The 14,489-nt window shown below is 69.9% G+C and carries 11 protein-coding genes; 7 read left to right on the forward strand and 4 right to left on the reverse strand.

All coding sequences use genetic code 11. The features are described from left to right. Window positions 1-10 precede the first annotated feature (10 nt). From kdpB to kdpF, 3 genes are read right to left on the reverse strand one after another with little or no spacing between them, the layout of a single operon-like run. Window positions 11-2,140, reverse strand: coding sequence for a potassium-transporting ATPase subunit KdpB (gene kdpB / locus AZL_RS22725; RefSeq protein WP_162471006.1), 2,130 nt, complete (start codon window positions 2,138-2,140; stop codon window positions 11-13). 14 nt (window positions 2,141-2,154) lie between these two features. Further along, on the reverse strand, window positions 2,155-3,864 hold the full coding sequence (gene kdpA / locus AZL_RS22730) for a potassium-transporting ATPase subunit KdpA (RefSeq protein ID WP_012976784.1): 1,710 nt from the start codon (window positions 3,862-3,864) through the stop codon (window positions 2,155-2,157). A 12-nt stretch (window positions 3,865-3,876) separates the two neighbouring features. Beyond that, on the reverse strand, window positions 3,877-3,966 hold the full coding sequence (gene kdpF / locus AZL_RS33900) for a K(+)-transporting ATPase subunit F (protein ID WP_063828251.1): 90 nt from the start codon (window positions 3,964-3,966) through the stop codon (window positions 3,877-3,879). Window positions 3,967-4,395: 429 nt separating this feature from the next. Between kdpF and AZL_RS22735 the strand changes: the two genes are divergently transcribed. The 3 genes from AZL_RS22735 to tcuB all read left to right on the forward strand — a co-directional run bounded on the left by AZL_RS22735 (window position 4,396) and on the right by tcuB (window position 7,532). Continuing rightward, complete coding sequence (locus AZL_RS22735) at window positions 4,396-4,872, forward strand: hypothetical protein (protein ID WP_042445067.1); 477 nt, start codon at window positions 4,396-4,398, stop codon at window positions 4,870-4,872. Between the two features lie 151 nt (window positions 4,873-5,023). Continuing rightward, complete coding sequence (tcuA, locus tag AZL_RS22740; protein ID WP_012976786.1) at window positions 5,024-6,403, forward strand: FAD-dependent tricarballylate dehydrogenase TcuA; 1,380 nt, start codon at window positions 5,024-5,026, stop codon at window positions 6,401-6,403. After that, the gene (gene tcuB, locus AZL_RS22745) at window positions 6,390-7,532 is read left to right on the forward strand and encodes a tricarballylate utilization 4Fe-4S protein TcuB (RefSeq protein ID WP_012976787.1); all 1,143 of its coding nucleotides are present in this window, start codon (window positions 6,390-6,392) and stop codon (window positions 7,530-7,532) included. Before tcuA ends, tcuB begins: the two co-directional genes overlap by 14 nt. A 22-nt stretch (window positions 7,533-7,554) precedes the next feature. Here the strand turns inward: tcuB and AZL_RS22750 are convergent, their stop codons facing one another. After that, window positions 7,555-9,135, reverse strand: a complete 1,581-nt coding sequence (locus tag AZL_RS22750; protein ID WP_012976788.1) for an aldehyde dehydrogenase (NADP(+)) — start codon at window positions 9,133-9,135, stop codon at window positions 7,555-7,557. A gap of 241 nt (window positions 9,136-9,376) precedes the next feature. Here AZL_RS22750 and AZL_RS22755 point away from each other — a divergent pair, with 241 nt between their 5' ends. From AZL_RS22755 to garD, 4 genes are all read left to right on the forward strand, one after another. After that, window positions 9,377-10,108, forward strand: a complete 732-nt coding sequence (locus tag AZL_RS22755; protein ID WP_042445352.1) for a FadR/GntR family transcriptional regulator — start codon at window positions 9,377-9,379, stop codon at window positions 10,106-10,108. Window positions 10,109-10,408: 300 nt separating this feature from the next. Next, complete coding sequence (kdgD, locus tag AZL_RS22760; protein ID WP_012976790.1) at window positions 10,409-11,320, forward strand: 5-dehydro-4-deoxyglucarate dehydratase; 912 nt, start codon at window positions 10,409-10,411, stop codon at window positions 11,318-11,320. 155 nt (window positions 11,321-11,475) lie between these two features. Beyond that, complete coding sequence (locus AZL_RS22765) at window positions 11,476-12,882, forward strand: MFS transporter (protein ID WP_012976791.1); 1,407 nt, start codon at window positions 11,476-11,478, stop codon at window positions 12,880-12,882. 78 nt (window positions 12,883-12,960) lie between these two features. Next, complete coding sequence (garD, locus tag AZL_RS22770; RefSeq protein ID WP_042445070.1) at window positions 12,961-14,484, forward strand: galactarate dehydratase; 1,524 nt, start codon at window positions 12,961-12,963, stop codon at window positions 14,482-14,484. Window positions 14,485-14,489 lie beyond the last annotated feature (5 nt).

The raw sequence follows: 14,489 nt of genomic DNA on the forward strand, positions 1-14,489 counted from the left end.
ATGAGGCTCCTCAGACAAGGCCGAGCGTGGTGATGGCGACGTCGATCAGCTTGATGCCGATGAAGGGCACCACCAGACCGCCGAGGCCGTAGATCAGCAGGTTGCGCCGCAGCAGGCTGGCGGCGTCGGCCGGGCGGTAGGCGACGCCCTTCAGCGCCAGCGGGATCAGGGCGACGATGATCAGCGCGTTGAAGATGATGGCCGACAGGATGGCGCTCTGCGGGCTGGCCAGCCCCATGACGTTCAGCGCCTGCAACTGGGGATAGGCGGCGATGAACAGCGCCGGGATGATGGCGAAGTACTTCGCCACGTCGTTGGCGATGGAGAAGGTGGTCAGCGCGCCGCGGCTCATCAGCAGCTGCTTGCCGATCATGACGATCTCGATCAGCTTGGTCGGATCGCTTTCCAGATCGACCATGTTGCCGGCCTCGCGCGCCGCCTGGGTGCCGGTGTTCATGGCGACGCCGACATCCGCCTGGGCCAGCGCCGGGGCGTCGTTCGACCCGTCGCCGCACATGGCGACCAGCCGCCCCTCCGCCTGATAGGAGCGGATCAGCTCGAGCTTGCGCTCCGGTGTCGCCTCGGCCAGGAAATCGTCCACTCCGGCCTCGGCGGCGATGGCGGCGGCGGTCAGCGGGTTGTCGCCGGTGACCATCACCGTCTTGATGCCCATGCTGCGCAGGGTCAGGAAGCGCTCGCGGATGTCGGGCTTGACGATGTCCTTGAGATAGACGACGCCCAGCGCCCGGCCGTCGCGGGCGACCACCAGCGGCGTGCCGCCGGCCTTGGCGACCCGTTCCACCGCCAGCGTCAGGTCGCGGCCGCTTCCGCCCGCGCCCCCGCGCTGGCCGGCGGATGCCCCACCGGCGGGGGCGCCGGCCGGGGCGCCGACCGTGGCGCCCGCCATGGCGCCGATCATCGCCATGATGGTGTCCGGCGCCCCCTTGCGGATCCGCGTTCCGGTCGCGGCGACGTCCACCCCGCTCATCCGCGTCTGGGCGGTGAAGGCGATGAAGCTCAGGCCGGCGCGGTCGAGCGCGGCCGGATCGAAGCCGAAACGCTGCTGGGCCAGCGCCACGATGGACTTGCCCTCCGGCGTGTCGTCGGCCAGCGAGGAGAGAAAGGCGGCTTCGGCCAGATCGCGCTCGGCGATGCCGCCGACCGGGAGGAACTCGGCCGCCTGGCGGTTGCCCAGCGTGATGGTGCCGGTCTTGTCGAGCAGCAGGACGTCGACGTCGCCCGCCGCCTCCACCGCGCGGCCCGACTTGGCGATGACGCTGAAGCGGACGAGGCGGTCCATGCCGGCGATGCCGATGGCCGACAGCAGGCCGCCGATGGTCGTCGGGATCAGCGTCACCAGCAGGGCGATCAGGAAGGCCATCGGGATGGCGGCGCCGGAATAGTCGGCGAAGGCCGGCAGGGTCATCACCACCAGGAGGAAGATGATCGACAGGCCCGCCAGCAGGATGTTCAGCGCGATCTCGTTCGGCGTCTTCTGGCGCTTGGCGCCCTCGACCAGGGCGATCATGCGGTCGAGGAAGCTTTCGCCCGGATTGGCGGTGATGCGCAGGACGATGCGGTCCGACACCACCCGGGTGCCGCCGGTGACGGCCGAGCGGTCGCCGCCGGATTCGCGGATCACCGGGGCGGATTCGCCGGTGATGGCGCTTTCGTCCACCGTGGCGATGCCGGCGACGACGTCGCCGTCGCCGGGGATGACGTCGCCGGCCTCGACCAGCACGAGGTCGCCGGTGCGCAGGCTGGCCGCCGGCACCGCCTGGTGGGTGGCGGCGTCGAGGCTCGCCAGCTTCTTGGCGGCGGTTTCCGTCTTGGTCTTGCGCAGGCTGGCCGCCTGCGCCTTGCCGCGCCCTTCGGCGACGGCCTCGGCGAAGTTGGCGAACAGCACGGTGAACCACAGCCAGGCGGCGATCTGGCCGGCGACGCCGACGCTGGCACCGCCATGCCCGAACCCGGCGAGGTCGCGCAGGACCAGCACGGTGGACAGGGCGGCGACCACGGCGGTCACGAAGATGACCGGGTTCTTGACCAGCTCGCGCGGGTCGAGCTTGCGGATGGCGTCGCCGGCCGCCTGGGCGGCGATCCTGGCGTCGAACAGGGAAATCTCCGAAGTGCGGTGCATCATCGGTGGCATCCTCAGAAGAAGGTCCCGGTGCCGAGCATCAGATGCTCGACGATCGGTCCCAGCGCGAGCGCCGGGAAGAAGGTCAGCCCGCCGACGATCAGCACGATGCCGACCAGCAGGCCGATGAACAGGCCGCCATGCGTCGGGAAGGTCCCGGCGGAGGCGGGAACCGCCCGCTTGGCGGCCAGGCCGCCGGCGATCGCCAGCACCGGCAGGATCACCAGGAAGCGGCCGAGCAGCATGGCGAGCGCGATGGTGGTGTTGTGGTACAGGCTGTTGGCGGCGAAGCCGGCGAAGGCGGAGCCGTTGTTGCCGGTGGCGGAGCTGTAGGCGTAGAGCACCTCGCTCAGCCCATGCGGGCCGGGATCCTGGATGCCGGCCAGCCCGGCGGGCAGCACCAGCGTCAGCGCCGAGAAGCCGAGAACGCCCAGCGGCAGCGTCAGGGTGGCGATCATCGCCAGCTTGATCTCCTTCGCCTCGATCTTCTTGCCGAGATATTCCGGCGTGCGGCCGACCATCAGCCCGGCGATGAAGACGGCGAGGACGACGAAGATCAGCATGCCGTAGAGCCCGGCCCCGACGCCGCCGAACACCACCTCGCCCAGCATGATGTTGACCATCGGGATCATGCCGCCCAGCGGCATGAAGCTGTCATGCATGGCGTTGACCGACCCGTTGGAGGCGGCGGTGGTCGCCACCGCCCACAGCGCCGAATTGATGATGCCGAAGCGGACCTCCTTGCCCTCCATGTTGCCGGCGGCGGGGTCGAGCCCGGCGGCGATGGCGGCGGGGTTGGCCTGCAATTCGGCCCAGCAGGCGACGCCGAGCCCGGCGAGGAACAGGATGCCCATGGCGGCGAAGATGGCCCAGCCCTGGCGCCGGTCGCCGACCATCCGGCCGAAGGTATCGGTCAGTCCGGCGGCCAGCATCAGCAGGAAGACCATCTCGACGAAATTCGCCAGCGGCGTCGGGTTCTCATACGGGTGGGCGGAATTGACGGAGAAGAAGCCGCCGCCGTTGGAGCCCAGCTGCTTGATCGCCTCCTGCGAGGCGACGGGACCCTGGGCGATCACCTGCTGGCCGCCCTCCACCGTGGTGGCGACGGCGTAGCTGTCGAGATTCTGCGGCACGCCCTGGCTGACCAGGAACAGCGCGGTGACGATGCTGAGCGGCAGCAGCACATAGAGCGTCGCCCGCGTCATATCGACATAGAAGTTGCCGACGGTGCGGGCCGACCGCCGGACGAAGCCGCGGATCAGCGCCACCAGCACGGCGATGCCGGTGGCCGCCGACACGAAATTCTGGACGGTCAGCCCGGCCATCTGGCTCAGGTAGCTCAGCGTGCTCTCGCCGCCATAGGCCTGCCAGTTGGTGTTGCTCATGAAGCTGACGGCGGTGTTGAAGGCGAGATCCGGCGACACCGGCGCCATCCCGGCCGGGTTCAGCGGCAGCCAGGACTGCGCGCGCAGCAGCGCATAGAGCAGCAGGAAGCCCAGCAGGTTGAAGGCCAGCATGGCCAGGGCGTAGGCCGTCCAATGCTGTTCCTGGTCGGCACGGATGCCGCACAGCCGGTAGATGCCCCGCTCGACGGGACCGAGCAGGCGGTCGAGCGGCACGCGCTCGCCGGTGAAGACGCGGGCCATATAGCCCCCGGCCAGCGGCGTGAGCGCGACCAGCAGGACACAGAAGACGATGATCTGGAGACTGTCCGCGGCGTTCATGGGAACTCCTCCTCAGAACCGCTCGGGACGGATGAGGGCATAGCCGAGGTAGCCGAGCAGCCCCACGGCCACCAGCCCGCCCAGGATGAGATCGACGGTCATGGTCGGTCGCCTTTCCCGGTCACAGCCGGTCGAAGGCGCGGACGGCGAGGGCGCTCAGCGCGAAGAACGCCAGCCCCACCGCCAGAAACAGGATATCGAGCACGCGAGGGTCCTCCCTTGTTGCGCGTGCCCCTTCAATTGCGCGGATCGTCGTAAAGGGTCGATGCGGATTTCCGCGTCCGGCATAAAGAAGCCATAAAGAGCGGAGCGGGGAGATGGCATTCGGCGACGATCGCCCTCTCCCAGGGCGGGAGAGGGAGTGGAATGCGATCACCCCGTGGAGAGGAGGCCGGCGGCTTGACCGGATGTGCCGGAATGGTTAGACAGCGACCCTGCCCAAGCCGATCAAGCCCAAGGAACTCCAGGCCGCCGTCGCCCGTTTCCGTCCCGGCTGGTCCCGGATCGCCTGATCGTGGAACGGATGCCGGCATGGCCATGGTCTTCGCCGCGATGATCCGCCCCGCCACCTTGCTGACCATTCTGCTGCTTCCGGCCGCCGCCGGGGCGCAGGAGGTGCTGCGGACCGACCGCACCGGGCCCGGCCATCTCCGTCCACCCTTCCGCGCCTACGAGCCGCCGCCGCCCGGCCACGAGCCGCGCCTGCGCCGCACCGAAAGCCGCGCGGTCTACCGCTTGCCGCAGGGGCTGGACGGTTTCGCCACGCTGGACCAGACCCTGTCGCATCTGTGCCAGCGCGGCGCCTTCCTGCAGAAGATCGACGGTCTCTATTGGGCGGCGACGCCGGACTACCGCTATGGCGTCGCCTTTTCCGGCGGCGCCAACCTGATCGATCCGCAGAACCGCCGCCAGTCCGGCAAGGTCTATTTCTTCCGCGACCAGGACAGCCGCTGCCGCGTCTGGATCGGTGATCAGGCGAAGCTGATGCCGCATTACATCGGCGGGTGATGACCGGCGGGTGATCGCGCCCGCGCGGGGGCGCCGCGCTTTGTCGCAGGCCGAGACCCTTCCCAGCGCCTGTCCTCCGGGGCTAAAGCCAGGGCTCCTTGGGCTTCGTCCGGCAGACGGGCTGTGGTCCGCTTTCCGCCGCGGCTGATCGATGACCGGTGCTCCGTACGACTGTGACGTTCTGGTGGTGGGGGGCGGGAATGCCGCGCTCTGCGCCGCCATCGCGGCACGGCGGGCCGGTGCCGCCGTCCTGCTGCTGGAGGCCGCGCCCAGGACGTTGCGCGGCGGGAACGCCCGCCATTCCCGCAACATGCGCGTCATGCATGACGGGCCGACCCCGTGGGTGCGGGACCGTTACTCCGCCGCCGACTATCGGGAGGAACTGCGCCGCGTGGCGGCCGCCGCCGACGATGTGGTGACGCGCCGCTTCATCGAGGACAGCGCCGGGATCGTCGCGTGGCTGGCCGGCAATGGCGTGCGGTTCCACGACGGCGCCGACGAGCTGCTGCCCTATTCGCGCAAGACCGCCTTTTTCCTCGGCGGCGGCAAGGCGCTGGTCAATGCGCTCTACGCCACCGCCGACGGGTTGGGCGTCGGGATCCGCTATGACAGCGCCGTGGGCGCGCTGCATCCGGGGGATGGCGCGCCCGCCGTCACCGTGGCGGGAGAGGGTGGGGGGGCGCGGACGATCCGGGGGCGGGCGCTGGTCGTCGCCTCCGGCGGTTTCCAGGGCGATCCCGGCTGGCTGCGGCGGCAATGGGGCGAGGTCGCCGACCAGTTCATGATCCGCGGCACCCCCCATGCGACCGGTGTGCCGCTGAAGGCGTTGCTGGACGAGGGGGCGGCGCCGGCGGGGCGGGCGGACCGCTGCCACATGGTGGCGGTGGATGGCCGGGCGCCACGGTTCGACGGCGGCATCGTCACCCGGCTGGACGGCATCGCCCACGGCATCGTGGTGGATCGGGACGGCCGCCGGTTCGCCGACGAGGGCGCCAGCGTCGGATCGGGACGCTACAGCGCCTGGGGCGAGCGGGTGGCGCGCTGTCCGGGCGGCGTCGCCTTCTCCGTCTTCGACGCGGTGATCGAGCGGCGGTTCCGCCCGTCCATCTTTCCGGCGATCCGGGCGGAGAGCATCGGCGGGCTGGCGCGGGCGCTCGGCATCGATCCGGCGGCGCTGGAGGCCACGGTCGCCGCCTTCAACGCCGCGATCGGCGGTGGCGGCGGTGGCGGGGAGGCGACGGCGGGGCTCGATCCGCCGAAGACGCGGCTGGCGTCGCCGCTGACGGTGCCGCCCTTCGGCGCCTATCCGCTGCGGGCCGGCGTCACCGCCACCTGCCTGGGCTTGCGGGTCGATGACCGGGCGCGGGTGCTGCGGCGCGACGGAACCGCCTTTCCGGGAATCTATGCCGCCGGGGTGGTGATGGCGCCGACCATCCTCGGCCACGGCTATCTGGCGGGGAGCGCCATGGCGGTGGGTGCCGTGTTCGGACGCATCGCCGGGCGGGAGGCGGCGGCCCATGCCCGGCACTGACGACGCGGGGCGGATCGCCGACGAGGCGCGCCGCGCGCTGGACATCTGCAACGCCTGCCAGTTCTGCGACGGCTATTGCGCAGTCTTTCCGGCGCTGAAGGCGCGGCGGTCGGTCTCGGCGGCCGACCTCGCCTTCCTGTCCAACCTCTGCCACAGCTGCCGGTCCTGCTATCACGCCTGCCAATATGCCCCGCCGCATGACTTCGCCCTCAATCTGCCGAAGAGCCTGAGCCTGGCCAGGCAGATCTCCTATCGCGAGCATGTCTGGCCGCCGCCGTTGCGGGGACGGCTGCCCGCCGCGGGATGGGGCTTCGCCGCCGCCGTTACGTTGGCTTCGGTGGCGTTGGTGACGCTTCCGGCGCTGCTGTGGTTGCCGCCGGAACTGCTGGTCGGGCGGCATGAGGGACCGGGCGCCTTCTACCGGCTGGTGCCCTGGGGGGCCATCGCCGGGGTGGCCGGGGCGGTGATGCTGTGGTCGCTGCTGGCCATCGGCTTCAGCGTCGCGTCCTTCTGGCGCGGGATGGGACCAATGCCGGGCGGCGCCGCGCTGCTGCCGGCCCTGCGCGCCGCCCTGTCGGACGCCGTCAGCCTGCGCAATCTCGGCGGAGGCGGGATCGGCTGCGCCGACCGGGAGGAGCGGTTCTCCCGGGCGCGGCGGCGCTTCCACCACGCGCTGTTCCATGGGGTGGCTCTGTGCTTCGCCGCGACCGCCATGGCGACCCTCTATGATCACGGGCTGGGCTGGCAGGCGCCCTATCCGTTGTCGAGCCTGCCGGTCCTGCTCGGCGGTCTGGGCGGGGTGGCGATGGTGGTCGGCAGCGCCGGGCTGGCGCTGCTGAAGCGGCGGGCCGATCCGGGGCCGGTGGCGACGGGCCTGACCGGTGCCGACTGCGCCCTGCTGGCGCAGCTTTTCCTGGTGGCGGCCAGCGGCCTGGGGCTGCTGGCGTTGCGCGGGACGGGCGCGATGGGGCCGCTGCTGCTGCTCCATCTCGGCCTTGTCCTCGGCTGGTTCGCGACGCTGCCCTACGGCAAGTTCCTGCACGCGCCGTTCCGTTTCGCCGCCCTGCTGCGGGCGGCGATGGAACGGCAGGGGCAAAGGGAGAGGCGGCGGCGGGACGGGAGACGCTGAAGCGCCCCCGCCCCGGCCGGCATCAATCCTTTCCAAGCGTCCCATCGACGCGGCGCCACACGCCCAGCGGGTTGCCGTCGCGCAAGGCCTCCGGCAGCAGGTCGGCGGGGATGTCCTGGTAGCAGACCGGGCGCAGGAACCGGCGGATCGCCAGCGTGCCGACCGAGGTGCCGCGCGGGTCCGACGTCGCCGGGAACGGGCCGCCATGCACCATGGCGTGGCAGACCTCGACCCCGGTCGGCCAGCCGTTCGCCAGCAACCGACCGGCCTTGCGCTCCAGCGTCGGGATCAGCCCGGCCACCGCCGCCTTGTCCGCCGCGTCCATCTGCAAGGTCGCCGTCAGCTGTCCTTCCAGCCTTTCGGCGACCGCCACCATCGCCGCCACGTCCTTGCAGCGGATCAGCAGCGAGGCGGCGCCGAAGACCTCCTCCTGCAACGCCGTATCGGCCAGGAAGGCCTCCGCCGTCGTGGTGAAGAAGGCCGCCCGCGCCTGGTTCGGCCCGTTGCAGGCCAGACCGCGCGCCAGCGTCGCCACCGCGCCGCTGCCGGCCAGCCTGGCGACGCCGCTGTCGAAGGCGGCATGGATGCCCGGCGTCAGCATGGTCGACGCGGCACTGCCGCCGAGAGCCTCGACCGCCGCCGCGACGAAGCGGTCGAGGTCGGCCCCCTCCACGCCCAGCAGGATGCCGGGGTTGGTGCAGAACTGTCCGGCTCCCATGGTCAGCGAGGCGACGAAGCCCTTGCCCAGCGCCTCGGCGCGCGAGGCCAGCGCCGCCGGCATCAGGAAGACCGGGTTGATGCTGCTCATCTCGGCATAGACCGGGATCGGCTCGGGCCGCCTGGCCGCCACCCCCATCAGCGCCAGCCCGCCGCCGCGCGAGCCGGTGAAGCCGACCGCCTTGATGCGCGGATCGGCGACCAGCGCCGTGCCGATCTCCCGTCCATTGCCGAACAGCAGCGAGAAGACGCCTTCGGGCAGGCCGCAGGACGCCACCGCCGCCTGGACGGCGCGGCCGACCAGCTCGGAGGTGCCGGGATGGGCGCCATGGCCCTTGACCACCACCGGGCAGCCGGCGGCCAACGCCGACGCGGTGTCGCCGCCGGCCACCGAAAAGGCGAGCGGGAAGTTCGACGCGCCGAACACCGCGACCGGCCCCAGCGCGATGTGGCGCTGGCGCAGGTCGGCGCGCGGCAGCGGCGCGCGGGCCGGCTGCGCCGGGTCGATGCGGGCCTCGATCCAGCCGCCCTCGCGCACGACCTGGGCGAACAGGCGGAGCTGGCCGACGGTGCGGCCGCGCTCGCCCTCCAGCCGGGCGCGCGGCAGGCCGGTCTCGGCCATGGCGCGGGTGATCAGCTCGTCGCCGATGTCGAGGATGGCCTGGGCGATGGTCTCCAGGAAGGCGGCGCGCCGCTCCAGCCCGGTTTCGCGGAAGGCGTCGAAGGCGGCCCAGGCCAGCGCGCAGGCGCGCTCCACCTCGGCCACGCCGCCGCCGCCGAAGGCAGGCTCCAGCGCTTCGCCGGTGGAGGGGTCGACGGCGCGGAACGCGCCCTGGCCGCCGCGATGCGCCGAAGCGCCGATCAGCATCTCGCCGGTGATGGTCATGGACGGAGGCTCCTTCATGGGAGAGGGACATGCGCCGACAATCGCGGCCGGACATTTGTTTGTAAGGCGATCTATCACGCCATCAGTTATCATACAAGTGGTCGCCCGCAAACCGGCCCTTCAGCGCCTGTTCCTTCCCGCCCGCTTGTCTATTGTCGCATAGGTTTCGCGGGTGTTAACTCTGGTTGATGGAGTGGTGACGGGCGGTCCGTCCCGGAACCTGGTTTGGGTGAGGATGGTGATGACAGCGCGCAGGCGCCGGGATCCGCTGGCGAAGCAACTGGTGGATGCCCTGGCCCAACGGATTTCCAGCGGTCAATACAAGAGCGGCGACCGGCTGCCGAGCGAACAGGATCTGATCGACGAGTTCGGCGTCAGCCGCACCGTGGTGCGTGAGGCGATCGCCAATCTGAAGGCGGTCGGCATGGTGTCCACCCGGCAGGGGCTGGGCGCCTTCGTCCTGCGCGACGCCGCCATTCTGCCCTTCCGCATCGAGGAATCGACGCTGGAGGCGGTGAACGAGGCGATTTCCGTGCTGGAAGTCCGCATCAGCCTGGAATCGGAGGCCGCCTATCTCGCCGCCATCCGCCGTGACGATACCCAGCTGGCCCGCATGCGCGAGGCGCTGGATACGATGACGACGGCGGTGGAGGCGGGGGAGGATGCCATCGACGCCGATCTGGCCTTCCACAGCGCCATCGCCGCGGCGACCGGAAACAAGCATTTCCTGGCCCTGTTCTCTTATCTCGGATCGCTGCTGATTCCGCGTGCCCGCGTGCGCTACGGGCATCTGGAGGAGGAGTCGCGCCGCCAGTACCTGCGGCGGATCAATGATGAGCACCAGACCATCTATTCCGCCATCGAGCGCCAGGACCCGGAGGGCGCCCGTGCCGCGCTGCGCCTGCATCTGAACGGCAGCCGCGACCGGCTGCGCGCCGGCGGCGATTTCAAGATGACAGCCGCGGCGGGCTGACGGCCCGCTTCACCGCCGCCCCTCCGGAGATCAAAAGGGACGCCGCCGCGTTGCCGGCCGCGTCCCTTTTGCTGTGCGCTCCCGCTGTCATGAGCCACGGATTGATGGTGGAGCGGATTGCAATGACCTGCATCAAATCACTTGTATGATGACTGATATGATGCTAGTCGTCATGCCATCGGACGCCGCCGCTGTCGAACGGATCGTCACAGTCCGATCCGTTCCGCCGGTCTCAACCGCCATTCGTCCGCGGCTTCGCCTCTGCGGACCGTTTCCACCGCTTTCCCAAGGATGTCTCCGATGGAACCGCAAGCCCTGAAGGCCGTCGTCAGCGAAGGTCTGCTGTCGTTCCCGCTGACCGATTTCACCGCCGACGGCGGCTTCGAGCCGGGCGGCTATGCCCGCCGTCTGGAATGGCTGAAGCCCTATGGCGCGTCGGCCCTGTTCGCCGCCGGCGGCACCGGCGAGCTGTTCTCCCTGACCCCGGACGAGCACAAGAGCATCGTCTCGCTGGCCGTCGAGGTCTGCGGCAAGGAGGTGCCGATCATCGCCGGCGTCGGCTATTCCACCCGCATCGCGGTCGAGATGGCGCGGGCGGCCGAAAAGGCCGGCGCCGCCGGCATCCTGGTGCTGCCGCATTACCTGACCGAAGCCGACCAGGAGGGCGTGGCCGCCCATGTCGAGGCGATCTGCAAGTCGGTCGGCATCGGCGTCATCATCTACAACCGCGCCACCTGCAAGCTGAGCGCCGACCGTCTGGCGGCGCTGGCGGAGCGCTGCCCCAACCTGATCGGCTTCAAGGACGGGCTGGGCGACATCGAGCTGATGACGACCATCCGCCGCAGGATGGGCGACCGCTTCAGCTATCTGGGTGGCCTGCCGACCGCCGAGGTCTACGCCGCCGCCTATCGCGCCATCGGCGTTCCGGTCTATTCGTCCGCCGTCTTCAACTTCATTCCACGCACGGCGATGGAGTTCTACCACGCGGTGTCCGCCGGAGACACGGCGACCACCGACCGGCTGCTCGACCAGTTCTTCCTGCCCTATCTGGCGATCCGCAACCGCAAGGCCGGCTATGCCGTCAGCATCGTCAAGGCCGGTGCCGCCATCGTCGGCCGCTCCGCCGGACCGGTGCGGGCGCCGCTGACCGACTGCGCGCCGGCCGAGGTCGAGGAGCTGCGCGTTCTGATCGAGGCCTTGGGACCGCAGTAACCCCAGCAACGAACCATCGCCGGACGGGCAGGCGCCGGGCCTTTTTGTTTCCGACGCCGGACACAAGACGCAGCCAAGAAGCCAGGACCCGCCGGACGGGTCCGGGAACGGACTGACGCGCCTGCCCGCCCTCATGACGTGAGGGAGGAAATTTCATGACTATCGAGAGCGCCGCCGAGAGCACCGCCGCCAACAACGGGCGGGCGGCCTATTCCGCGGCGGCGGCAAGCCAGACCGCCGCCCCGCGCACCAGGGTCCGCTACCTGATCCTGGCGATGCTGTTCCTGGTCACGGTCATCAATTACGCCGACCGGGCGACGCTGTCGATCACCGGCCCGGTGATCTCGAAGGAACTCGGCATCAGCGCCGCGGAGATGGGCTTCATCTTCTCCGCCTTCGGCTGGGCCTATGTGCTGGGGCAGCTGCCGGGCGGCTGGCTGCTCGACCGCTTCGGGTCGAAGATCGTCTATGGGCTGAGCATCTTCATCTGGTCGCTCTTCACCCTGATGCAGGGCACCATCGGCTTCGTCACCGGCGGGGCGGCGGTCATGCTGCTGTTCGCGCTGCGCTTCGCCGTCGGTTTCGCCGAGGCGCCGTCCTTTCCCGGCAACAGCCGCGTCGTCGCGGCGTGGTTCCCCGGACAGGAGCGGGCGACCGCGTCGGCCATCTTCAATTCCGCCCAGTATTTCGCGACGGTGATCTTCGCGCCGCTGATGGGTTGGCTGACTCATTCCTTCGGCTGGCATTGGGTGTTCGGCGTCATGGGCGGGCTCGGCATCATCATGGCCGGCGTGTGGATGAAGACGGTCTACCCCCCCAAGGACCACCCGCGCATCAACCAGGCCGAGCTGGACCACATCGCGGCCGGCGGCGGCCTGGTCAACATGGATGACGGCCGGAAGAAGGCGGCGTCCGCCCAGGGCGGGGCCCGGAGCGGGGCGAAATGGGATTACATCCGCCAGCTTTTCGCCAGCCGCATGATGGTCGGCATCTTCATCGGCCAGTTCTGCATCAACGCCATCACCTATTTCTTCATCACCTGGTTCCCGGTCTATCTGGTCCAGGCGCGCGGCATGTCGATCCTGAATGCCGGCTTCATCGCCTCGATCCCGGCGATCTGCGGCTTCGTCGGCGGCATCCTCGGCGGGGTGATGTCCGATGTCATGCTGCGCCGGGGCTATTCGCTGACCGCGGCGCGCAAGACGCCGATCGTGCTGGGCATGGTGATGTCGATGGCGATGATCGCCTGCAACTACACCGATCTGCAATGGGTCATCGTGGCGTTGATGGCGCTGGCCTTCTTCGGCAAGGGCATCGGCGCGCTCGGCTGGGCCGTCATGTCGGATTGCGCGCCCAAGGAGATCACCGGGCTCAGCGGCGGCGTGTTCAACATGTGCGGCAATCTGTCGTCGATCTCGACGCCGATCGTCATCGGCTACATCATCCAGACCTCCGGCTCGTTCAATGGGGCGCTGGTGTTCGTCGGCGCCAACGCCCTGATCGCGGCGGTCAGCTATCTCGTCATCGTCGGCGAGATCAAGCGGATGGAACTGAAGCAGTAACAATCCATGCGATGCATCCCCCTCACCCCGACCCTCTCCCCAGGGGGAGGGGGATACTCGACACACCCAGGGCAAGCCATGACCCAGAAGCCTCTCTACATCCTGGTCCATCCCGAGGATAACGTCGCCATCGTGGTGAATTCCGGCGGCCTGCCGCCCGGAACGACATTCGAGTGCGGGCTGGCCCTGACCGATTTCGTGCCGCAGGGCCACAAGGTGGCGCTGGCCGACCTTGAGGAGGGGGCGCCGATCGTCCGCTACGGGCAGGTGATCGGCGCCGCCGCCCGGCCGATCCGCCGCGGCGCCTGGATCGAGGAATCGCTGGTCCGCCTGCCGGAAGCGCCGGAGCTGGACACGCTGCCGCTGGCAACCGCCGTGCCGCCCGAGGCTCCGGCGCTGGAGGGCTACACGTTCGAGGGCTACCGAAATCCCGACGGGACCGTCGGCACCAAGAATGTGCTGGGCATCAGCATCAGCGTGCAGTGCGTCGCCGGGGTGATGGATTTCGCCATCGAGCGCATCAAGAAGGATCTGCTGCCGAAATACCCCAACGTCGACGACGTCGTCGCCCTCAACCACACCTATGGCTGCGGCGTGGCGATCAACGCGCCGGGGGCGGCGGTGCCGATCCGCACGCTGCAAAATCTCGCCCGCAACCCCAACCTGGGCGGGGCGGTGATGGTGGTCGGGCTCGGCTGCGAGAAGCTCCAGCCGGAACGGCTGCTGCCGGCCGGGGTGGAGCCGAGCATCGTCACCTTGCAGGACGAACGTCACCAGGGCTTCGGCGACATGGTCGCCGCCATCCTGGATATGGCCGACCGCCGGCTGGCCCAGCTGAACCAGCGGCGGCGCGAGACCTGCCCGGCGTCGGACCTCGTCGTCGGGCTGCAATGCGGCGGCAGCGACGCCTTTTCCGGGGTGACCGCCAACCCGGCGGTCGGCTATGCCGCCGATCTGCTGGTGCGCGCCGGGGCGACCGTGATGTTCTCCGAGGTGACGGAGGTGCGCGACGCCATCCATCTGCTCACCCCGCGCGCCGTCGACGAGGAGACCGGCCGCGCGCTGATCCGCGAGATGCGCTGGTACGACGATTATCTCCAGGCCGGCTCGGCCGACCGCAGCGCCAACCCCACCCCCGGCAACAAGAAGGGCGGGCTGGCCAATGTGGTGGAGAAGGCGCTGGGCTCCATCGCCAAGTCGGGCACAAGCGCCATCACCGGCGTGCTGGCGCCGGGCGAGCGGGCGACGCGCAAGGGGCTGCTCTATGCCGCCACGCCGGCCAGCGACTTCATCTGCGGCACGTTGCAACTGGCGTCCGGCTGCAATATCGAAGTCTTCACCACCGGGCGCGGCACGCCCTATGGCCTCGCCATGGCGCCGGTGATCAAGGTGGCGACGCGGACGGAGCTGGCCTCGCGCTGGCATGACCTGATCGACGTCGACGCCGGCCGCATCGCCACCGGCGAGGCCAGCATCGAGGAGGTCGGGTGGGAGCTGTTCCACCTGATGCTGGAGGTGGCGAGCGGGCGCAAGCGGACCTGGGCCGACCATTGGGGCCTGCGCAACGCGCTGACCCTGTTCAACCCGGCCCCGGTGACCTGAAGCGG

It is taken from the genome of Azospirillum sp. B510 (genome assembly GCF_000010725.1).
GTDB lineage: Bacteria > Pseudomonadota > Alphaproteobacteria > Azospirillales > Azospirillaceae > Azospirillum > Azospirillum lipoferum_B.